We start from the raw sequence: 21,696 nt of genomic DNA, 5'->3' as shown, positions 1-21,696 counted from the left end.
ATCTTGGGCGAAGTTTTCAGCAAAGCACGTTTGATAGGCGGCTAGGATTTCGCGGCGGCCAGCCCAAGTGTCTGAAGCGCGGTCTTGATCTCATCCAAAATGGCCGGATCGTCGATTGTCGCGGGCATCTTGAACCCTTCCCCATCGGCCAGCCGCGCCATGGTTGCCCGCAGGATCTTGCCCGACCGGGTTTTGGGCAAACGGTCGACCACAACACAGCATTTGAACGCGGCAACAGGGCCGATCTGGTCACGTACGCGCGCCACGCATTCGCGGGTAATATCGTCATGGGGTCGGTCTACACCCTTGGTGAGACAGACAAAACCGACCGGAACCTGCCCCTTGAGGGCATCCGCCGCGCCGATCACCGCACATTCCGCGACATCGGGATGATCGGCCAGAACCTCCTCCATGCCTCCCGTCGAAAGCCGGTGCCCCGCGACATTTATGACATCATCGGTGCGCGCCATGATATAGAGGTATCCATCCTCATCCATCATGCCAGCATCGCCCGTCTCGTAATAGCCGGGGAAGGTGCTCAGGTAACTTTTGACGAACCGGTCCTCTGCGTTCCAGAGCGTCGATACGGTGCCCGGGGGCAGGGGGAGCTTGATCGCGACCGCTCCAAGCGTTCCTGCCGGAACTTCGTGCCCTCCGTCGTCGAGGATGTGCACCTCATAGCCGGGCATCGGAACCGTGGGGGAGCCGGTCTTGACCGGCAGGGGCTCTATCCCCATCGGGTTGCCCACGATGGTATAGCCTGTCTCGGTTTGCCACCAATGATCTATCACCGGCACCTGCAAAAGGGTCTCGGCCCAGCGGACGGTGTCGGGGTCGGCCCGCTCCCCGGCGAGGAAAAGTGTCTTGAGCGACGAAATATCGTGCGCCTTCAGATACTCACCGGCGGGATCTTCTCTCTTGATCGCGCGAAACGCCGTGGGCGCGGTGAACAGCACCTTGACGCCATGGTCCGCGATAACCCGCCAGAAGGTGCCGGGATCGGGCGTTCCCACGGGCTTGCCCTCAAAGACCACCGTGGTGCAGCCATGAATGAGCGGTGCGTAACAGATATAGGAATGCCCCACGACCCAGCCGACATCCGACGCGGCCCAGAACACATCTCCCGGCGCCACGTCGTAAATGTTGGTCATCGTCCAGTCCAGCGCCACGAGGTGCCCGCCAGTGGGCCTCACGACCCCCTTCGGAGCGCCGGTCGTGCCAGAGGTATAAAGGATATAGGCCGGATGGTTTCCTTCAACGGGCAGGCAGTCAACCGGCTCCGCTGCGGCTGAGGCCTCTTCCCAATCTTCATCTCGGCCAGGGATCAGCGGCGCACGCTCCTGCTCTCGCTGAAAGATCAAGCAGATGTCAGGTTTGTGGGTGGCTTGTTCAATCGCGGAGTCGAGGAGCGGTTTGTAGTGTACGACCCGACCCGGCTCTATCCCGCAACTCGCGGCCAGAACCGCTTTGGGTCGCGCGTCATCTATACGCACGGCCAATTCGTGCGCCGCGAACCCACCGAACACAACCGAATGCACGGCCCCGATCCGTGCGCAGGCAAGCATACCCACAAGCGCCTCCGGCACCATGGGCATATAGATCACCACGCGGTCTCCCTTCACCACACCGCGCGCAGAGAGAGCGCCGGCCAGTCTGGTCACCTTATGCTGCAATTCCGCGTAGGTGATCTTGGTGACTGTTCCGGTGATCGGACTGTCGTGGATGATGGCAACACGCTCACCGTGACCTGCCGCGACATGGCGATCGACCGCATTCCAACATCCGTTGACCTGCCCATCCGCGAACCAGTCATAGAGCGGGGCCCGGGTGGCATCGAGAGTACGGCTAGGCGCGTGATCCCAATCGATTGACTGCGCCGCAGTGAGCCAGAACCGTTCCGGGTCCTGTTGCCAACTCTCATAGACTTCGGCGTAGCGCATGTGCATTCTCCCTGTCGTCTTGCAACTTGAATACGCATTGGGGTGCGCGGGAGCAAGAATGTTTCGCACGACTGTTGGCGCCACCATGTCGCGCCGCTTCTTGCCGTAAGGTCAGATGTGGGGAATAGTGATCTGAGCCTCATGCAGGTGCCCCAAGATGCCGGAGATTCCAGACCGCCTTGCGCAGAGCCTCGGAGACTGGCTTGACCAGTTGGCAGAGGAAAAGCGCCGCTCGCTTGCTCCGACGCCCAAGAAAGGATTCTGGGCGCGGCTCAATATTGACCGGGCGACCAAAATGATCGGCGTCGTGGTGACAGTCGGCGGTTTATTCGGCGCGGTGATAACTTTCCTGCTGACCGAACATGAGAAAACCCGTCTGGCGCGGACCGAGTTGGAACAAAACCTGCGAGAGACGATTGCGACATTCGCTCCGGCGCTGTCCGACCCTGAAAGACGCACCTCTGCCGCTCTGGCAATCGGCACGCTACAGGCGCAGGAATCCGTGCCGCTTCTCACCGCGCACCTGAAGGAAGCTATACGGGTTGAGCAGCGGGCCCTCACCACACTGCGCAATTCATTGGAAAACTTGGAAGGATCGATCACGCCTGAGACGGACCTGCTCTCCCTCCGTCAGGTCCTTGATCGGGATTCACTCACCATACTCGGGTTTGATGATCCGGCAAAGAGCGCGCTTCTTGTGTCTGAGAAAGAGGGCGAGGATCTTGTTCGTCTGGACATCGCGCGGCGAGAATCCGGGCAATTCGTCTCTGCCTTGGTCAATGCGCTTGCCCTTGCCCCCGGCGGCAATGGAATTCGCGAGCTGGTCTGGCTCAACCGCGGCGCGGCGGACCCGGCCCATGGCGCCGATCCCGCCACAATCCGGCAACTCACCAGCCCCGCTCTCTGGAGTTATGCCACCGGGCCCTTCTTGGAGAAACCGGTGATCCTCGACGGTATCACAATCACTGGTATCGATTTTTCATATCAGGACACGACCAAGGCCAAGCTCTCGGGTATCACACTTGAGACGCTAAGTGCCTGTCGTGGCGATATTGCGCTGGCCGATCTGTCGTATAGCGATTTGCGCGACATCTCGCTAATCGACGGCACCGCAACCGCGGCCGATTTCCGCCATGCACGATTAGTAAACGTGCGCTTCCTCGGCACCAATATGCGGAACACCCGCTTCGATGACGAAATTGGATCGTCGAGTTCCTCGACGCTCGGCAAGTTCTTCGATCAGAGGGTTTCGTCCGCGCCTACGGCGCTGAATTACGTGGCCTTCGACACGGTTTCGTTGGCTGAGGCTTCCTTTGCCGGAGCAACGCTCAACACCACGATCTTTTACGGGTCCGACCTGAGCAATGCGGATTTCACCGGTGCGCAGTTCGGACGGGCCAAAGAGCAGATTCCAGAGGCGTGGCCCTATCCGGTGGGGGGCAACGCCTTTGATCCTTCGGGGATTGAAGAGAATGCCTGGGAGTTTGGCCCGATCGTTCGGGGCGCGAATTTTGCGGGGGCAACGGGGCTGACGGCGGAGGACCGAACCTATCTCTGCCGCTTCGGGGCCGAAAACGTTCCGGACGGGTGCGATGGCATCGACCCGGCGCAGGATGCAGAGCGCCCCAAGAATGCGCATCGGAGGTTCTCGATGCATACCGGTGGGCGGTGCTGATGGTTTGAGGGGGTGGGGTGGTACAGGGCACGCCAGCCGCCCTGTACCATAAGACATCAGCCGTAGATCGACACTGGCGTGCCCGCGATGGCCGCCATGTTGAGCAGGCCGCGCGGCGTGATCGACGGTGTCACGATATGCGCCCGGTTGCCCATCCCCATCAGGATCGGCCCGATTTCCAGCCCGTTTGCCTTCATCTTCAGGATGTTGCGCACCCCGGAGGCCGCATCTGCATGGGCAAAGATCAGCGTGTTTGCCGCGCCCTTCATCCGATTGCCGGGCAGGATCCGCTCCCGGATCGCCGGGTCGAGCGCGGAGTCGATGTTCATCTCGCCTTCATAGCAGAAATCGACCCCCTTCTGATCCAGTATCTCGATCGCGCGACGCATCTTGGTGCCAGTATCGCAATCGAGGTTGCCGAATTGGGAATGGGCGCAGAGCGCGATGTTGGGGGTCACACCAAAGCGGCGCACATGCCGCGCCGCGCCGATCGCCGTTTCAGCCAGTTGCTCCGGCGTTGGCTCGGACCGGACATGGGTATCGGCGATGAAAAGCGGGCCGTCTTCCATGATCATCATCGAAAGCGCACCCTGCGGGCGCAACCCGTCGCGACCAAGCACATCCTGTAGATACTTGAGATGCCAGCGATACTGTCCAAAGGTGCCGCAGATCAGGCTGTCCGCATCCCCGCGATGAACCATGACCGCGCCGATGGCAGTTGTATTCGTGCGCATGATCGCGCGCGCCAGATCGGGGGTGACGCCGCTGCGGGCCATGAGTTCGTGATATGTGGTCCAGTAATCCCGGTAACGGGGATCATTTTCCGGATTGACGATATCCACATCACGCTCTGGACGGATGGTCAGGCCAAGCCGTTCGCAGCGCGTTTCAATGACCTCGGGGCGGCCAATGAGGATGGGGTTGTCCGTCGTCTCCTCAAGGATCGCCTGCGCGGCCCGAAGCACGCGTTCATCCTCACCCTCGGCGAAAACGATGCGCCGGGAGGCCGTGCGGGCCGCCTCAAAGACGGGACGCATGAGCAGGGCAGATTTGAACACCGATTGGTTCAGACGATCGCGGTAGCCTTCGAAATCCTCGATCGGGCGCTCCGCCACGCCGCTCTTCATGGCGGCAAGCGCAACCGCGCTTGACACCACGCTCACCAGACGGGGATCGAACGCCTTGGGGATGAGATAGTCGGGGCCGAAATTCATCGACTCGCCGTGATAAGCCGCTGCCGCCTCTGCACTTGATGTGGCGCGGGCCAGTTCCGCCAACCCATCGATACAGGCCAGCTTCATCTCATCGTTGATCTCCCGCGCGCCAACATCCAGCGCGCCGCGGAAGATGAACGGAAAGCACAGCACGTTGTTGACTTGATTGGGATAATCGGACCGCCCCGTCGCGATGATCGCATCCGGGGCGACCGCGCGGGCCGCATCGGGCATGATCTCCGGGTGGGGATTTGCGAGGGCAAAGATGATCGGTTGCTTGGTCATCTTGGCGACCATTTCGGGCTTGAGCACGTTCGGCCCCGAGAGCCCGAGGAACAGATCCGCTCCGTCGATCACCTCACCCAGCGTGCGCTTGTCGGTCTTTTGAGCGTAGGCGGCCTTTTGCGGGTTCATGTCCTGCTCGCGGCCCTCATAGACAAGTCCATGCACGTCGCAGAGCCAGATGTTCTCGCGTTTGACGCCCATCTTCATCAGCATGTCGAGACAGGCAATTCCCGCCGCGCCGCCACCTGTTGAGACGATCTTGATATCCTCAAAGGCCTTGCCCGCGACATGAAGCGCGTTCTTGGCCGCGGCCCCTACGACGATCGCTGTTCCGTGTTGGTCATCGTGGAAGACGGGAATGTTCATCCGCTCCTTGCAGATCTTCTCCACGATAAAGCAATCCGGCGCCTTGATATCCTCAAGGTTCACGGCACCAAACGTCGGCTCCAGCGCACAGACGATCTCGGCGAGTTTTTCGGGGTCGCGCTCATTAAGCTCGATGTCGAAACAGTTGATTCCGGCGAATTTCTTGAAGAGCACGGCCTTGCCCTCCATCACCGGTTTGGAGGCGAGACCGCCGATATCGCCAAGGCCCAGAACGGCCGTTCCGTTGGAGACAACAGCCACGAGATTTCCGCGACCGGTGAAGCGCGCCGCGTTCGTCGGGTCCGCCTTGATCTCAAGACAGGCCTCCGCAACGCCGGGGCTATAGGCGCGCGACAGGTCCCGCCCATTGGCCATGGGCTTGGTCGCTCTGATCTCGAGCTTACCGGGGCGGGGAAATTCATGATAGTCGAGCGCGGCCTGACGGGCGGCGTCGTTGCTCTGGTCGGTCATCTGGTCCTTCCCACTTTCTCTTTTGAGAATAGCGTTAAGCAAAATTTTCCGCGGGGGAAAGGCCCCGTGCTTGATGCGGCCCCGTGGAATTGGTAATCCGAGTTGACCAATTGGGAGTCTGTCATGCCCGTCATCACCGAGATCGAAGACCTCAAACGCATCTACCGTCGGCGGGTGCCCAAGATGTTCTATGATTACACCGAATCCGGAAGCTGGACCGAACAGACCTTTCGGGAGAACGTGACCGACTTTGAAAAGCTGCGCCTGAGACAGCGGATCGCGGTTGATATGGACGGGCGATCGACCCAATCCGAGATCATCGGCGAAAAGGTCGCCATGCCGGTCGCGCTCGCGCCGGTGGGGATGACCGGAATGCAGCAGGCGGACGGAGAGATCAAGGCCGCGAAGGCAGCCGCGGAATTCGGCGTGCCCTATACGCTGTCCACGATGTCGATCTGTTCCATCGAGGACGTCGCGGAGCATACGAGCAAACCATTTTGGTTTCAGCTTTATACCCTCAAGGACGAGGATTTCATGGACCGCCTGATTGAACGGGCGCGGGCGGCCAACTGCTCCGCGCTGGTCATCACGGTCGATTTGCAAATCCTCGGACAGCGGCACAAGGACCTGAAAAACGGCCTCTCGGCCCCGCCCAAGCTGACGCCGAAATCCATCGCCAACATGATGACCAAAGTGGGCTGGGGGCTGGAAATGCTCCAGACGAAGCGGCGCTTCTTTGGCAATATCGTCGGTCACGCCAAGGGGGTGTCCGATCCCTCGTCGTTGTCGTCCTGGACCGCAGAGCAATTCGACCCGTCGCTCGATTGGGGAAAGATCGCTCGGATCAAGGAGAAATGGGGCGGCAAGGTGATCCTCAAGGGGATCATGGAGCCGGAGGACGCGCGCATGGCGATGCAGGTCGGGGCGGATGCCATCGTGGTGTCGAACCATGGCGGGCGACAGCTTGACGGGGCGCTTTCTTCCGTGGCGATGCTGCCACGGGTGCTTGATGAGGTCGGCTCAGAAATCGAAGTGCTGATGGATGGCGGTATTCGTTCCGGGCAAGATGTGCTCAAGGCGCTCGCGCTCGGGGCCAAGGGCGTCATGCTCGGGCGGGCCTATGTCTATGGTTTGGGCGCGATGGGGCAGGCGGGGGTCACGACGGCACTGGAGGTGATCCGCAAGGAACTCGATACCTCCATGGCGCTTTGCGGGCGAAAGCGGGTTCAAGATCTCGACCGCTCGGTGCTCTATGTGCCAGAAGATTTCGGAGGCCGCTGGAAGCCGTGATCGCGCGGCGCGCCCCGCGTGGCGTCCTCAACCCATTTCCAAGCGTCGTCGGACTGCCCGAGGCTGCGGGCGACGCTGGACAGGGGGTCTTGGCACGGGGTAAGGCCCCTGCGAAATGCTGATCTTTTTCGATGCCAACCTCGTGTTTTTTGCCGTGCCCAAGACGGGAACGACGGCGTACGAATCCGCACTGCGCAAACGGGCCGATATCGTCTATCGGAACAAGCCGGCGGTGAAGCATCTCAACACCCGGAAATTCGACCGCTCCCTCGCGCCGTACCTGAAGAAAGCGCACCAGTTGGTGCCCGAACGCCTCGCCATGATACGGGAGCCGCTGGACCAACTCGGAAGCTGGTACCGGTACCGAACGCTCCTGCCGACCAGCAACCCCAACTCTACCAAGGGGCACAGCTTTGACGCGTTTTTGCGCGCGCATCTGCTTGACCGGCCCCCGGCCTTTGCCAAGATCGGGCGGCAGCATACCTTCCTGACCGATCCGGACGGTGCGATCCGGGTACATCACCTCTTTGCGGCGGACCGCGGCGATCTGGTCCACGCTTTCCTGGAGGCCCGGTTTGGTGAGCCGGTCGAAATCGGGCGGCGCAACCTCAGCCCGTCGATGGAAATCTCCTGCGATCCGGGGCTGGCGGCAGAGGTGCGGGCCGCGCGCGCGGCGGATTTTGAGCTTTATGAGTCCGTCTCGCGCACCGGGTATCTTCAGTTTGATCTCGACGAAAGCCCATCCCGCAAGCGGCGGTAGGCAGGCAGAAGCGCAACCGGCACCGCGAGGATAAGCAGCGCCACGATCCCGAAGGCCGCCGACAGCCCCGACCATTCGGACAGGAACCCCATGAGCGGCGGCGCGATGAAGAAACCCAGATAGCCGATGGCAGAAATCCGGGCGATGACATGGGTGCGCGCCGCATCGGTGACATCCCGGCCCACGATGACATAAACGGTGGGTCCGATTACAGAAATTCCAAGGCCAAGCGCCGCGAACCCGATATAGGCAACGACGGGCACGGGCGCGCTGGCGGCAATGAGCGCGCCCGACGCCGCGATGAGCGCGGCCCAGCGGATCAGGCGGTATTCGTCAATCCGCGCGCTGACGAGTTGTCCCGCGATCCGGCCCAATCCCATGGTCAGACCCAGCAGGGCAGGGCCGAGCGCCCCACCTGCGGCCCCGGTTCCAAGGCTGCGTTCGAGATAGAGCGCGGACCAACCCTCCGTTCCGTTCTCACCGAAGAAAGCCACCAGAATGATGGACCCGGCGAGCCAGATCGGCCCGGCCGGAAGCGGCGCCTTGTCCGCGGAATCCTCGTCCGTGGGGGCCACGTCGACCGGCAGGCGGATCATCTCGGAAATCATCCACAGCGTCACAATCCCGAAGCAGGCGAAAATCGCGACCGGGTGCATCCCCAACTCCCGCGCGATGCCCGTGGTCATCGCCGCCGCGGCATAGACCAGCGAATAGGCCCCGTGGTTGAGATTCATGAGCGACCGGCCAGAGCGGCGTTCCAGCGTCGAGAGGCGCGCGTTCATCACGACATCAAGGCATCCCGCCGACATGCTGGCCAGCAGCATGCAGATCGCAAAGACCGGCACCGAATGCGCAAGCCCCGGCAGCAGGAACGAGATCCCGACGCAGGCCCCCAGAATGGGCATCGCGCGGCGCCCCAGAAGCCGCTCTGCCAAAGGCGCCAGCCACATCGCGACCAAGGCTCCAACCGACGCCACCAGCATGCACAGGCCAAAGACGCCATCGCTTGCCCCGATCTGGGCCTTGAGCACGGGCACCATGGCCGCGAACGGCCCCCAGTAAAGGCCGATCACCGCAAAGGCCGCCATCACCGGGCGGGAGGTTGCCAAATCCTGTCGCATCATTCCACTCCGGGCCCGTGTCGCGCCCGCTTTCGGTCAGCGCCGGGAAGATGTCAATTCAGCGATTGCGGCCCGGCGCTTTGGCGGAGTATGCTTGTGGACATGAGAACAATGCCCCTCATTTGCTGCTGCATTCCTGCCTGAACCCATCCGGCGGGCCGTTCTTCTGTTTCCACGATGATCCGAAGTTGCTAAGCCCGCCGCGGACGCCCGCGCGCGAGGACAAGATGACGACGATCAAGTTGCACAACACCATGACCCGGAAAAAAGAGGTCTTTGAGCCGATCGACCCCATGAACGTGCGGATGTATGTCTGCGGGCCGACCGTCTATGACCGGGCCCACTTGGGCAATGCACGGCCTGCGGTGGTCTTCGACGTGCTCTACCGGCTGCTGCGTCATGTCTATGGGGCGGATCACGTGCGCTATGTCCGCAACTTCACGGACGTGGATGACAAGATCAACGCGCGGGCCAAGGAATCCGGGCGGGAAATCGGGGAGATCACGGCCGAGACGATGCAATGGTATCTCGATGACATGGCCGCGCTTGGCGTGCTGGAGCCGACGGAGATGCCGCGGGCCACGCAGTATATCCCGCAGATGGTGGCGATGATCGTAAAGCTGATCGCGGGCGGGCACGCCTATGAGGCCGAGGGCCACGTTCTCTTTGCCGTCGAAAGCTATGCCGCCTACGGTCGCCTCTCCGGGCGCACGGTCGATGACATGATCGCCGGCGCGCGGGTGGAGGTTGCCCCCTACAAGCGCAACCCGATGGATTTTGTTCTTTGGAAACCTTCGACTCCCGATCTTCCGGGATGGGAAAGCCCATGGGGCCGGGGGCGACCGGGGTGGCATATCGAATGCTCGGCGATGTCCTACGAACTCCTCGGGGAGAAATTCGACATCCACGGCGGCGGCAACGACCTGATGTTCCCCCACCACGAAAACGAGATCGCCCAAAGCTGCTGTGCGAACCCCGAAGGCGGCTTTGCGCAGGTCTGGCTACACAATGAAATGCTGCAGGTCGAGGGCAAGAAAATGTCCAAGTCCTTGGGCAACTTCTTCACCGTGCGGGATCTTCTGGAACAAGGCATCCCCGGTGAGGTGATCCGCTTTGTGTTTCTCTCGACGCATTACCGCAAGCCGATGGACTGGACGGCAGAGAAGGCGCGGGAGGCGGAGGCGACGCTGCGGAAATGGTATGACTTGGCCAATGGTGCGGAGCCGGACGCACAAGGGCGATGGGCTGTGTTGCCGTACTTGATGAACGATCTCGATACACATGGCGCTCTTAGCAAGATGCATGAGCTAGCTCGCGATCGGAACCGGCGTGAAGAGCTTAGATACGCGATGGAGCTTTTGGGTTTTGGCTTTAGGAAGGACAATGTTCCCCCCTCTCACTTCTGCTCAGAGCAAATAGAGTCTTCAGGAGATGGCTATATCGTCCATGTCTCCTGGACGGGTTCTCTTCCTTCGGAACAACAAGAAGCTTTGTTCGCCACAGGTCATCGCCTTTTCAATCTTCGCCAGAAGGCGATTGAAACCGGCGATTTTTCGGACGTTGACTTCTTGCAAAAGCAACTGAAGAGCGCAGGCGTAGAGTATAAGGCCTACAAAGATAAAGTAGAGCTCGAACCGGGTGCTGAATTCATTCCCTCCAAACTGGAGGCGTTGAAATGACCGCTCAGAGAAGAGTGTCGCGCCTGACCCTGGGTGGGCGCTTTGATGCGCCTGAGGTCTTCGGTTTATCTCAAAGGCATCGGACGACGGCTGGGCGGCGAGTAACTTCGCCAATGCGCCCTCCCGCGGGGAGGGTCGGGCGCGGCACGGGGCTGATCGCCCCGTACCAAGTCACCAAGGAAGAGGTAATGACATGACCAAAGACCGCCTCTACCTCTACGACACCACCCTTCGCGATGGGCAGCAAACGCAGGGCGTGCAGTTTTCCACCGGCGACAAGATGGAGATCGCCGAGGCGCTGGATGCGCTTGGGGTTGATTACATCGAGGGCGGCTGGCCCGGGGCGAACCCGACGGACAGCGCCTTTTTTGAGGCCCGCCCTGAGACGCGCGCCACCTTCACGGCCTTTGGCATGACCAAGCGCGCCGGGATGAGCGCGGAGAATGACGACGTTCTCGCAGCGGTGCTCAATGCGGGCACTTCCGCCGTGTGCCTTGTCGGCAAGACCCATGATTTCCACGTGGAGCGGGCGCTTGGGATCACTCTGCCCGAGAATGTCGAGAATATCGCCAAGTCCGTTGCCCACATCGTGGCGCAGGGGCGCGAGGCGCTTTTCGATGCCGAGCATTTTTTCGACGGCTATAAGGCCAATCCCGCCTATGCGCTCGAATGTCTGCGCGCGGCCCATGATGCGGGCGCGCGTTGGAGCGTGCTGTGCGACACGAATGGGGGAACCCTCCCGGTCGAAATCGGGCGGATCGTCAGCGAGGTGATTGCCGCCGGCATCCCCGGTGCGCAACTTGGCATCCACACGCATAACGACACCGACAACGCCATTGCGGGCAGCCTCGCCGCCATCGACGCGGGCGTGCGGCAGGTGCAGGGCACGCTCAACGGGTTGGGGGAGCGCTGCGGCAATGCGAACCTCATCGCGCTGATCCCGACGCTGCTCCTGAAAGAGCCTTATGCGAGCCTTTATGAGACGGGCGTTTCCATGACGGCCCTCAAGGGCATGACACGCACGGCGCGGTTGCTCGACGATATTCTCAACCGGGTTCCGCAGAAACAAAGCCCCTATGTTGGGGCCTCGGCCTTCGCACACAAAGCCGGCCTGCACGCCAGCGCGATCATCAAGGACCCGAGCACATACGAGCATGTTGATCCCTCTGCGGTCGGCAATTCGCGCATCGTGCCCATGTCCAACCAAGCGGGGCAATCGAACCTGCGCGAGCGGCTGCGCGAGATGGATGTGCAGGTCGAAAAAGGCAATCCCGCGCTTGGCCGGATCCTCGACGTGGTGAAGGCGCGGGAGACCGAAGGCTATTCCTATGACACCGCGCAGGCGAGCTTTGAGTTGCTGGCGCGGCGCGAGCTTGGACAGCTGCCCGACTTCTTCGAAGTGAAGCGCTATAAGGTGACGGTCGAGCGGCGCAAGAACAAGGAGAACCGCATGGTTTCCCTTTCGGAGGCTGTGGTCGTCGTCAAGATCGGCGGTGAAAAGCGCCTGTCGGTTAGCGAATCCATGGATGAAACCGGCTCTGACCGGGGGCCGGTCAACGCGCTGGCCAAGGCGCTCGCCAAGGATCTCGGGCCGTACCAGGCCGCCATCGATGAGATGCGTCTTGTCGACTTCAAGGTGCGCATCACCCAAGGCGGCACGGAGGCGGTCACGCGCGTCATCATCGATAGCGAGGACGCACAGGGCGCGCGCTGGTCCACGGTCGGGGTGTCACCCAATATCGTGGATGCCAGCTTTGAGGCGCTGCTCGATGCGATCAATTGGAAGCTGCTGCGTGACCGTGTGCAGATTCCGCAGCGGGCGCTCGCCGGGGAATGAGCGTCGCCGCCTGCGCCGAAATCGTCCAGCGGGGAGACCCGGACCGCTTTGTCGCCGCAATGGCCGCACCGCCGCCCGCGCGCGAGGTTTTGTTTCCCCTCTACGCGTTCAACGTGGAGGTTGCCCGCGCCCCTTGGGTGACCCAAGAGGCGATGATCGCCGAGATGCGGCTGCAATGGTGGCACGATGCCTTGGGTGAGATTGCGCAGGGCGGCGAGGTCCGTCGGCACGAAGTCGTCACGCCGCTGGCCGGTGTGCTCGACGCGGAGGGCGCGGCGGTTTTGCAGCGACTGGTAGAAGCGCGCCGATGGGACATCTACCGCGATGCCTTCGCAGACGACGCCGCGCTCGATGCACATATCTCGGCCACGGCGGGTGGGTTGATGGCGACTTCGGCACGCCTTCTCGGGGCGGCGGACGAGGGTGCGGTACGCGACTTCGCCTTTGCGTCGGGGGTCGCCAATTGGCTTTGCGCCCTGCCGGAGCTTGAGGCACAGGGGCGCATACCCATGGTGGATGGTAGCCCCGGCGGCGTAGCAGACTTCGCCAAACGTGGGCTTGCCGCCCTTGAGCGGGCGCGATCCGCGCGCAGACAGATCGGCAAGGAATCCCGCGCCGCACTTCTGCCGGGCTACTTGGCGGGAGCTATCTTGAAACAGGCGGCAAAAACCCCGGAGCGGGCCAAGATCGGCGCTTTGGTCCCAAGTCCGTTCTTCCGCAAGCTGCGGCTCATGATGCAGGCCGCGACCGGCCGGTTTTAACGAAAGCGATCCACAAACGCGCGCAAAATGGCCGGGGCATACTGGGTTTCCGACGCGCGGCATTGTGCCATAAGCGCATCCGCTTCTTCAGGGGCGAAATATCCCCGATCGCGATACAAATCGACCCGCAGAGCAAACACCTCCCCGTCAGCCTCCGGGTGAAACTGCGTCGCATAGACGTTGCGTTTGTACCGGATCATCTGGAACGGGCAGGGGGCAGAGCTGAGAAGATGCACACAGCCGGGGGGCAATTCCTGCACCGCTTCCTTGTGGCCGACAAAAGCCTCGAACCGGGGCGGCAAGCCTGCCAGCAAGGGATCGTCTTCACCGGTCTGTTCGCACAGAACGGGGCCAACCGCTTCGCCATAGCGCGCCTTGGACACTTCCGCTCCGAGGTGATGCGCCAGCAGGCCGATCCCGTAGCAGCACCCGAGAAAGGGAATATCCCCTTGCGTGATTTGCGGCATCAGGGAAAGAAGCGCCGCCTCCATCCGCGCTTCGACCGGGTCCTTGCTCTGCGCGGGATCGCTCACACAGCCCGGACCGCCGCCCACGATCACGCCCGCATAGGCACCAAGGTCGATGCCATCGGGCAATGCCTCCCGGTCGAGGCAAACCCGATGGCTGTCCCGATCCGAAAGCCCGCCTCGGGACAGAAACGCCTCATATTCGTTGTCAGCGGCTTCGGCCTCGGTTCGGGCCTGAAGGATGAGAAAGGGTCGTGGTCCCACGTGTCGGTCAATCCGTCATTCGATGCGCTTGCAATGACTGACAAGGCAGGCCCTGTTTCTCAGATATCGAAGGCTGTGGGAAGGATGATCATGTCGCGGATGGTCACGTTGCGCCCCCGCGTCAAAGCATAGATCAGCGCATCCGAAACCTCGGTCGGCTCGATAATCGATCCGCTGGCCTTGGCCTTTTGCAAGCGATCCGCCGGCCAATCGGCAAGCAGGGCCGACACCACCGGTCCCGGAGAGACCTGCCCCACGCGAATACCATGTTCGCGCAGCTGACGGCGCATCGTCTGTACAAAGCAGGTCATCGCCCATTTTGAACCTGAATATACCGGCTCCCACGGGATCGCGGCATGGCCGGCAACGGAGCAGGTCACCCAGATGTCGCCGGTGCCGCGCTGTTTCATATGGGGAATCACGGCGTGGACGTTCTTCATCACCGCGTTGATGTTGAGGTTGAGCATCCGGTCAATGGTATCGGGGTCCGTGTCATCCAGATCGCCGCCGATATACGTACCCGCGTTGCAATACAGGATGTCGATGTGATCCACCTTGCCGAGGATGTCCGGCACCATGGCCTTGCAGCTTTCGGGATCGAGCAGGTTGGTGACCTGTGCAATGGCTTTTGCCCCAAGTCGTTCGGTGCATGCCTTCAGCGCCGCTTCGTCGCGGTCGACCATCACGACGCTCGCGCCTTTGGACAGCAACGCTTCGGTGGCAGCCAGCCCGATGCCGGAGGCAGCCCCGGTGACGACCGCGATTTTTCCATTCAGAGTCTCAGCCATTCCGGCCTCCGATTGTTGGTATGGGCCCGGCCGCGCGGTACGCCGCCGGGACGGTTTTGAGCCATCGGCCCCGTCAGTGCGTGATGTATCCGCCATCGGCCACGAGCGTCGATCCCGTGACATAAGACGCGGCGTCAGAGGCCAGGAAGAGGATGCAGTTGGCCATTTCCTCGGGCGTTCCAAACCGGCCCATCGGGGTGTTTTCCGCCCAGACCTTGCTCATCGCCGGATCTTCCATTCCATCGATGGCCATGCGGGTTCGGATATAGCCGGGCGCCAGCGCGTTGACGCGTATGCCCCGCGCCGCATATTCGAACGCCATGACGCTGGTCATCTGATGGATCGCGGCCTTGGACGAATTGTAGGCCACCTGAAGCTGCGGCTTGTTGGCGACATAGCCCGAGATTGAGCCAATGTTGACGATGCTGCCTGAGCCCTGTTCCAACATCGGCTTTACGGCGGACCGTGCCACCCGGAATGGGGCGATCAGGTTGGTATCGATGATCCGGGCAAGCCGCTCGTCGTCGAAGTCGTGAAAATCACCACCATCGGCGACACCTGCGTTGTTCACCAGAATATCGAGACGTCCGAACCGTGCGATCGTTTCTTCCACCAGTTTGTCGGGGGTGGCCGGATCGGTGATGTCACCGCCAAGGAAGGCATGTTTGCCGCTCTCGGTCAGGGCGCGGGATTCGTCCGTTTCGGTACGCGCGGAGAGCAGGCATCGCGCACCGGCCAGAGCAAACAGCTGCGCAGTGGCGAGGCCGATGCCCCGGTTGCCACCGGTAATGAGGGCGATCTTGCCGTCGAGGCGAAATTGGGAAAGCGGCATGGAGTGTCTCCTTTCAGGGATTAGACGGCGTGGGGTTAACGGGCCATCGACGCAGCCGGGCGGACGCGTGGATCGGACCTGAGGCCGCGAGGGCCGGGCGAAGGGATAGGGCGGAGGTGTCGCATCTGCGGTCTCCGCTCAGTGTGCTGTTGTCGGGCTGGCGGCGTCGGCCTCCAGCAGGAGCCGCGCCGTGGTGTCGTCGGTCACAAGGGTATCGACCAAGCCGCGCCGACAGGCGGCCTTGATGATTTCGACCTTGTGGGGGCCAGCGGCTGCCATGATCTTTTCGGGCACGCCAAGAACCTGTTCGAGCGGCATCCCCACGGTCCGGTTGTCCAGATCGGCGGAAACGGAATGACCGTCCTTGTCGAGAAAATGGCCCAGCACGTCGCCGATGGCCCCCGCAGCGATGAGGTCGGCGGGGGTAAAATCCTTCAGCAAGCCATGCTCCACCAGAAAGGATTTCTCCGAGACGTTGGAACAGGTCAGCAGCACGGCATCGAGGGTTTCGAATTTCTCGAAGTGGTCCTTGAGCGCATATTGTGAAAGGAATTTGGCCCGGTCGATGCCCTCGGACAGATAGATCGGCGCCGTCAGAACGGAGTATTCCGCCCCGAGAACGTTGGCGAACCCCGATGCGATACCAAAGGAGTTGAGCGTGGACCCCTTTGCCGTCCCCCCGAGGATCGAGACGACCTCTAGCCCCGGATGGGATTGCCGCGACAATTTACGAATGGCGGAATCGAGCGTCAGGCCCCAGGACACGCCAAAGGATTTCCACTGACCGGTCGCCAACCGCTCCGTCAACAACGCGGCCAGAGCCGCCCCGACAGAGCGGTGATAATCATAGCTCGACTGGTTCGATGGGCTGACCACGGCACGGCGCAGACCCAAGGCGGACTTCAGGTTTTCCTGCATCTCGATACGGGGCAGGAAGGGCGATTCAAGATGTACCTTCACGAAGCCAAGTGATTTTGCCCGCTGGATCGCCTGATTCACCCTCAGGCGCGTCACGTCGAGCATGCGTGCGATTTCCGCTTGGGTCATCTCATTCACATAGTAATGCCAGCAGACCTCCGTGACGAAGGCGTCGCTGTCTTCGATCGGTTCTCTTGCCAAGCTTGCCCCTCCCTTTATCCGGCGCGCTTGCCAGCGCCGAACACTGTGAAGCTGGCAGTTTTACAATTGCTTTGCAATCCATACATTTGGAAAATTACAGTTGCATGACGAGATATACAAATGCATCCTGTGGCGGGGAGGTGGCGCGAATCGCACTGCGGAATGCAGTCGTTCCCGCCCGAGGGGCCTCTGCCAACACATGGGAGGAAGACTTTGATGAACACATTCAAGCTGAGCGCATCCGCGCTTGCATTGACGGTCGCTGCCAGTTCGGCCTTTGCCGAGATCGACGAGGCGTGGTGGAAATCCGCCGCCGAGCCGTATCAGGGCGTGACCATTCGGGGCGTGACGGAATCGTCGCCGCCGTCTCTTTATATCCGCGAAGTGCTTGCGCCCGAGTTCGAGGAGTTGACCGGTATCCGCGTCGATATCGAAACCACCTCCTGGGATCAGATGTTCGACAAGGCGATCAAGGACATGGAGGCCGGCACCGGCATCTATGACATGGCCTATATCGAGCAGGACATCATCTATTCCTATCTCGCACGCGATTTTCTGACCGATCTGACGCAGCTTCTGGCCGACAATCCGGACCTCAAGGCCGCGACCTATGACGAGTCGAACTTCACGACCTTTGCCGATTACTTCAAGGATTCCGAAGGCCACCTCTATGGCGTGCCCATGGAAGCCTTTCTGAAGGTGTATCTCTATCGCACCGACCTGTTCGAAGATCCCGAGATCCGCGAAGCCTTCAAGGAAAAGACGGGCCGCGACCTTGAGCCCGCCACGAACCACGCAGACTACGCTGAAATCGCGCAGTTCTTCACCGCCTACGGTGAGGAAAACGACATGGATCTGTGGGGCACCACTGCGCAGGCACACACCGGCCACGTCGCCTCCTGGTACGAATACTGGGAATCCGTCGCGCCGACTTTCGGTGTCTATAACTGGGGGATCAACGCGGACGAGAACTATGGCTCTTCGGTCGCCAATGGCGGCGAGATGAATGGCCCCGAAGCGGTTGAGGCCATGCAGTGGTGGCTGAGCATGCGCGATATCGCGCCGCCAGAAAGCCCGGCATCTACATGGACAGAAGTCGGTACCACATTCGGTGCGGGCCGCGTGGCTCAGGGTCTGGTCTATGGTGAGAACGCGGGCTGGATCGCTGCAGACGAGAGCAAATCGCTCGTCGTCGGCAAGGTGGGTGTCGCGCTGCCGCCGCTCGCTGAAGGTGTTCTGGAAGAAGTCGAAGCGGGCGAAGGCTATATCGGCTACTATGATGGCGGCGCATTTGGTTTGCCGCATTCGTCGAAGAACAAGGAAGCCACCGCGCTTTTCCTACAGTACATCGGCCAGAACGAGGTACAGCCAGACTGGGCCGTCGCGGCACCGCGCGTGACCAACACCGCGACCTATGACGATCCCAAGGTTGTGGAGTTCAACAAGGAACTCGGCGGCTACTATGACCTGATCAAGGACAAGGGCTATCTCTTTGCGGGTGCGCCTGCCTATCCGTTCCATGCGCAGGTCCGTGAAGCCACCGCACCGATCTTCTATCAGATCCTGACGGGAAATCTCGGTGTTCAGGAAGGGCTTGACCAGATGGCGGCCACCGCCGAAGCGACCCTGACCGAACTCGGATATCGCGAATAATCTCGCGCAAGCGATGTTAGAAATATCGGGTCGCCGCGGGTATCACCGTGCGGCGGCCCACACCGAACCTTCGAAGCTCTTATGAAAAACATGCCCGTTCGTCACCCTGCGGTGTCGAACAATCGGGGAGGTGCGTCATGCAATCCAAAAGACTTGGCTGGATCCTGCTGGCTCCGACACTGGTCATCCTGTTCTTCTTTGGTGTCCTGCCATTCTTTTACGTCGTGTTCGTATCGTTCCATTCGTGGAACCCGTTCGCGGTCAATCCGGAGATGGTCTTCAACGGCGCGGACAACTTCCGCCAGATCGTCTTTGATCCAGCCTTTCTCCATTCCATCGGCGTGACGGTGATGTTCGTCTTTTTCGCCGTCGTGTCGGAGTTGATACTCGGCTACATCCTTGCGCAGGCCTTCATGCGCGATTTTCCGGGCAAGGCGATCTTTCGCACCATTCACACGCTTCCGCTGATCATGGCGCCGATCATCGTCGGGTCGGTATGGAAGTTGATGACGACGCCGTCGATTGGGATCATCCCGCATTACCTCGACGAATGGTTCGGCATCACGATGAACATCGGCACCTCTGCGCCCGCGGCCTTCGCCACGATCGTTCTCATGGATGTCTGGCACTGGACGCCGCTGGTCACGCTGACGCTGATTGCCGCGCTCGTATCCCTGCCGCCCGATCCGTTTGAGCAGGCGCAGATCGACGGAGCCGGCAAGCGGCAAATCTTTTGGCACATCACCTTGCCGATGATCGCGCCCGCCGTCGTCGCGACGGTCTTTATCCGGCTGATGGACGCGCTTCGCACCGTCGATGAAGTCTGGATGCTGACGGGGGGCGGTCCGGGATCGGCGACGCGGTTCGTCGGCGTGCACATCTTCAAGGAGGTCTTTCCCAAGACCAACTACGGCTACGGTTCGACCATCTCGGTCATCGTGCTTTACCTGACAATCGTGTCCTGCTGGCTGCTTTACGTGACCATGCTTGCACCGCGTACCAAGAGGGATTGAGGCCATGAAAAAGCAAAACCCGATCATCGGCATCGTGTTCTGGAGCCTCGTGAGCTTCCTGACCCTGTTCCCGATCTACTGGTTGTTCGTCATCTCGGTCAAACCTGTCGTCCAACTCTTTTCAACGCCCGAACTCATCCTCACCGATCCCTATTGGGGCAACTATGCCAAGGTCTGGGGGGATCGCCTGCTGCGCAGCTACATGCTTAATTCGGTGATCATCTCCACCGGCAATGCGGTGCTCTGCACGATCCTTGGGTTCTTTGCCTGCTACGCCCTTTCGCGCTTCAAGATGAGCGGAAAGGAAAGCATTTTCTTCTGGACCATCACCAACCGGATGGCGCCGCCTGCCGTGTTCCTGCTGCCGCTGTTCCTTCTGATGACCCAAGTCTATGCGGTGGGTGAATGGAACCTGCTCGACACGCGGATCGGCATGATCCTTGTCTACTGCACCTTCAACCTGCCCTTTGCGATCTGGACCTTGCGGCCGACCCTCGATGGGATCCCCAAGGAACTGGACGAGGCGGCCTATGTCGATGGGGCATCGTCGTGGAAGGTCATCACCGAGGTGGTCTTTCCGCTTTGCCGCCCTGGCCTTGCCGTCACCCTCATCCTGACGTGGGTTTTCGCATGGAATGAGTACCTGCTGGCCGCAACGCTGACCAACTTCAACGCGCGCACCCTGACCACGGGGCTGTCGGAATACGTGACCACCACGGGAACCGAATGGGGCGTCATGGCGACGATCTCGGTCTTTACGCTGATCCCGGCGCTCATCGTCTTCGGTCTCGTGCAGAAACATATCGTTGCCGGCCTGACCTTCGGCGCGGTGAAAGGATAGGACCATGGCAGATCAACACGACGCACCTCTGGCCGCCACCCACCTCGAAGAGGAAGAGGCCCCGCACTTGCCCGCCACGAAATCCGGGTTTCTGCCCATCGAGACCAACTGGTTCGACCGTCTGTTCATTTCGGTCGTGATCTGGATCGCGCTTTCGCTCTTCTGGTTCCGGTTCGTCGAACCGCTCGGGCTGAGCATCTGGATTTCCAACGCCATCGCCACCGCCTTGGCATACGTCATCATCAAGAAAGGCTGAGACATGCAATCCCTTGTCCTTGAAAAGAAAGACGAACTCAGCCTGCGCGACTTCCCCGCCATTGACCGGGAGGAAGAAACGCTGGGCCCGCGCGATGTGCGCATCAAGCTGCATACCGTGGGGATCTGCGGCTCTGACGTGCATTACTATACCCACGGGCGCATCGGACCCTTCGTCGTGAATGAGCCGATGATCCTCGGGCATGAGGCCTCCGGCACGGTGATCGAAACCGGTTCGGAAGTGCGCACGCTCAAGGTCGGAGACCGCGTCTGCATGGAGCCGGGCATCCCCGATCCCAACAGCCGCGCGACGCAGCTTGGCATGTACAATATCGATCCCGCTGTACGCTTCTGGGCGACGCCGCCGGTGCATGGCATCCTGCGCCCGACCTGCGTGCACCCCGAGGCCTTTACCTTCAAACTGCCCGACAATGTCAGCTTTGCCGAAGCGGCCATGGTCGAGCCGCTCGCCGTAGGCGTCCATGCCGCGACAAAAGCGAGGGTCAAGCCGGGCGACAACGCGCTGGTGATGGGGGCAGGGCCGATTGGCCTCGTGACCGCGCTTTCGGCGTTGGCTGCGGGATGCGCCAAGGTCTATGTCACAGATCTGGCAGAGAAAAAGCTGGAAATCGCAGGCGCGCTCAGCCCGGCGATCATCCCGGTCAACGTGACCTCGCAGGACGTCAACGACGTGGTGAAGCGCGACACGGACGGTTGGGGCGTCGATATCGTGTTTGAAGCCACGGGGAGTCCGCACGCTGCGAAAACCGTGTTCGAGGCCCTTTGCCCCGGTGGCTGCGTTGTCATGATCGGCGGCCAGCCTGACCCAATCCAATACGACGCGGGCGCCGCGATGATCCGCGAGGCGCGGGTGGAGAACATCTTTCGCTATGCCCACGTCTTTCCGCGCTGTGTGGGAATGCTGTCGTCCGGCGCGATCAACGTCAAACCTCTCATCACGCGAACCTTCGACTTTTCAGACAGTGTGCAGGCTTTCGAAATCGCCGCCTCCGCCCCTCCGGCGGATGTGAAGATGCAGATCGAATTGCCGCAATAAGGGGACAG

General features: G+C 61.2%; 18 protein-coding genes. 11 read left to right on the top strand and 7 right to left on the bottom strand.

The features are described from left to right. Window positions 1-41: 41 nt before the first annotated feature. Entirely contained in the window at window positions 42-1,940 is a 1,899-nt protein-coding gene (locus BM234_RS03910) for a propionyl-CoA synthetase (RefSeq protein ID WP_092060784.1), read from the bottom strand. A gap of 157 nt (window positions 1,941-2,097) precedes the next feature. Here BM234_RS03910 and BM234_RS03905 point away from each other — a divergent pair, with 157 nt between their 5' ends. After that, window positions 2,098-3,615 (top strand): pentapeptide repeat-containing protein, encoded by a 1,518-nt coding sequence (locus BM234_RS03905; RefSeq protein WP_092060782.1) that lies wholly within the window; start codon window positions 2,098-2,100, stop codon window positions 3,613-3,615. Between the two features lie 56 nt (window positions 3,616-3,671). Here the strand turns inward: BM234_RS03905 and BM234_RS03900 are convergent, their stop codons facing one another. After that, window positions 3,672-5,951, bottom strand: a complete 2,280-nt coding sequence (locus BM234_RS03900) for an NADP-dependent malic enzyme (RefSeq protein ID WP_092060780.1) — start codon at window positions 5,949-5,951, stop codon at window positions 3,672-3,674. Window positions 5,952-6,074: 123 nt separating this feature from the next. On the opposite strand from BM234_RS03900, the gene BM234_RS03895 reads away from it, so the two are divergent. Both BM234_RS03895 and BM234_RS03890 read left to right on the top strand, forming a co-directional pair. Then, window positions 6,075-7,241, top strand: coding sequence for an alpha-hydroxy acid oxidase (locus BM234_RS03895; protein WP_092060778.1), 1,167 nt, complete (start codon window positions 6,075-6,077; stop codon window positions 7,239-7,241). A 115-nt stretch (window positions 7,242-7,356) separates the two neighbouring features. Further along, the gene (locus tag BM234_RS03890) at window positions 7,357-8,001 is read left to right on the top strand and encodes a sulfotransferase family 2 domain-containing protein (protein ID WP_092060776.1); all 645 of its coding nucleotides are present in this window, start codon (window positions 7,357-7,359) and stop codon (window positions 7,999-8,001) included. Here BM234_RS03890 and BM234_RS03885 read toward each other — a convergent pair. Then, the gene (locus tag BM234_RS03885) at window positions 7,959-9,125 is read right to left on the bottom strand and encodes an MFS transporter (protein WP_245752479.1); all 1,167 of its coding nucleotides are present in this window, start codon (window positions 9,123-9,125) and stop codon (window positions 7,959-7,961) included. The two genes, BM234_RS03890 and BM234_RS03885, sit on opposite strands and share 43 nt — an antisense overlap. 224 nt (window positions 9,126-9,349) lie before the next feature. Between BM234_RS03885 and cysS the strand changes: the two genes are divergently transcribed. From cysS to BM234_RS03870, 3 genes are all read left to right on the top strand, one after another. Then, a complete protein-coding gene (cysS, locus tag BM234_RS03880; RefSeq protein WP_092061358.1) occupies window positions 9,350-10,801 on the top strand; it encodes a cysteine--tRNA ligase in 1,452 nt (483 codons plus the stop codon). A 193-nt stretch (window positions 10,802-10,994) separates the two neighbouring features. Next, window positions 10,995-12,638: a citramalate synthase gene (cimA, locus tag BM234_RS03875; protein ID WP_092060774.1), complete on the top strand. Its 1,644-nt coding sequence runs from the start codon at window positions 10,995-10,997 to the stop codon at window positions 12,636-12,638. Then, entirely contained in the window at window positions 12,635-13,399 is a 765-nt protein-coding gene (locus tag BM234_RS03870; RefSeq protein WP_092060772.1) for a squalene/phytoene synthase family protein, read from the top strand. The genes cimA and BM234_RS03870 overlap by 4 nt, the downstream gene beginning before the upstream one ends. On the opposite strand, the gene BM234_RS03865 is transcribed toward BM234_RS03870, so the two are convergent. The 4 genes from BM234_RS03865 to BM234_RS03850 all read right to left on the bottom strand — a co-directional run bounded on the left by BM234_RS03865 (window position 13,396) and on the right by BM234_RS03850 (window position 16,869). Next, window positions 13,396-14,130: a glutamine amidotransferase gene (locus BM234_RS03865; protein ID WP_092060770.1), complete on the bottom strand. Its 735-nt coding sequence runs from the start codon at window positions 14,128-14,130 to the stop codon at window positions 13,396-13,398. The genes BM234_RS03870 and BM234_RS03865 overlap by 4 nt on opposite strands. A gap of 59 nt (window positions 14,131-14,189) precedes the next feature. Next, complete coding sequence (locus BM234_RS03860; RefSeq protein ID WP_092060768.1) at window positions 14,190-14,918, bottom strand: SDR family oxidoreductase; 729 nt, start codon at window positions 14,916-14,918, stop codon at window positions 14,190-14,192. Window positions 14,919-14,991: 73 nt separating this feature from the next. Then, window positions 14,992-15,750, bottom strand: a complete 759-nt coding sequence (locus BM234_RS03855; RefSeq protein WP_092060766.1) for an SDR family NAD(P)-dependent oxidoreductase — start codon at window positions 15,748-15,750, stop codon at window positions 14,992-14,994. Between the two features lie 138 nt (window positions 15,751-15,888). Beyond that, window positions 15,889-16,869 (bottom strand): sugar-binding transcriptional regulator, encoded by a 981-nt coding sequence (locus tag BM234_RS03850; protein WP_092060764.1) that lies wholly within the window; start codon window positions 16,867-16,869, stop codon window positions 15,889-15,891. A 216-nt stretch (window positions 16,870-17,085) separates the two neighbouring features. Here BM234_RS03850 and BM234_RS03845 point away from each other — a divergent pair, with 216 nt between their 5' ends. From BM234_RS03845 to BM234_RS03825, 5 genes are all read left to right on the top strand, one after another. Beyond that, window positions 17,086-18,522, top strand: coding sequence for an extracellular solute-binding protein (locus BM234_RS03845; RefSeq protein WP_092060762.1), 1,437 nt, complete (start codon window positions 17,086-17,088; stop codon window positions 18,520-18,522). A 137-nt stretch (window positions 18,523-18,659) separates the two neighbouring features. Then, window positions 18,660-19,535: a carbohydrate ABC transporter permease gene (locus BM234_RS03840; protein ID WP_092060760.1), complete on the top strand. Its 876-nt coding sequence runs from the start codon at window positions 18,660-18,662 to the stop codon at window positions 19,533-19,535. 4 nt (window positions 19,536-19,539) lie between these two features. After that, window positions 19,540-20,376 carry a carbohydrate ABC transporter permease gene (locus BM234_RS03835; RefSeq protein WP_092060758.1) on the top strand — a complete coding sequence of 279 codons (837 nt, stop codon included), beginning with the start codon at window positions 19,540-19,542 and terminating at the stop codon, window positions 20,374-20,376. Window positions 20,377-20,380: 4 nt separating this feature from the next. Continuing rightward, window positions 20,381-20,632, top strand: coding sequence for a DUF2160 family membrane protein (locus BM234_RS03830; protein ID WP_092060756.1), 252 nt, complete (start codon window positions 20,381-20,383; stop codon window positions 20,630-20,632). Window positions 20,633-20,635: 3 nt separating this feature from the next. Then, window positions 20,636-21,688 (top strand): NAD(P)-dependent alcohol dehydrogenase, encoded by a 1,053-nt coding sequence (locus tag BM234_RS03825; protein ID WP_092060754.1) that lies wholly within the window; start codon window positions 20,636-20,638, stop codon window positions 21,686-21,688. The last annotated feature ends 8 nt before the right edge of the window (window positions 21,689-21,696 follow it).

The sequence above is a fragment of the Poseidonocella pacifica genome (assembly GCF_900111875.1).
In the GTDB taxonomy this organism is placed as follows: domain Bacteria; phylum Pseudomonadota; class Alphaproteobacteria; order Rhodobacterales; family Rhodobacteraceae; genus Poseidonocella; species Poseidonocella pacifica.
This window is presented reverse-complemented; position numbering and strand designations above follow the sequence as displayed.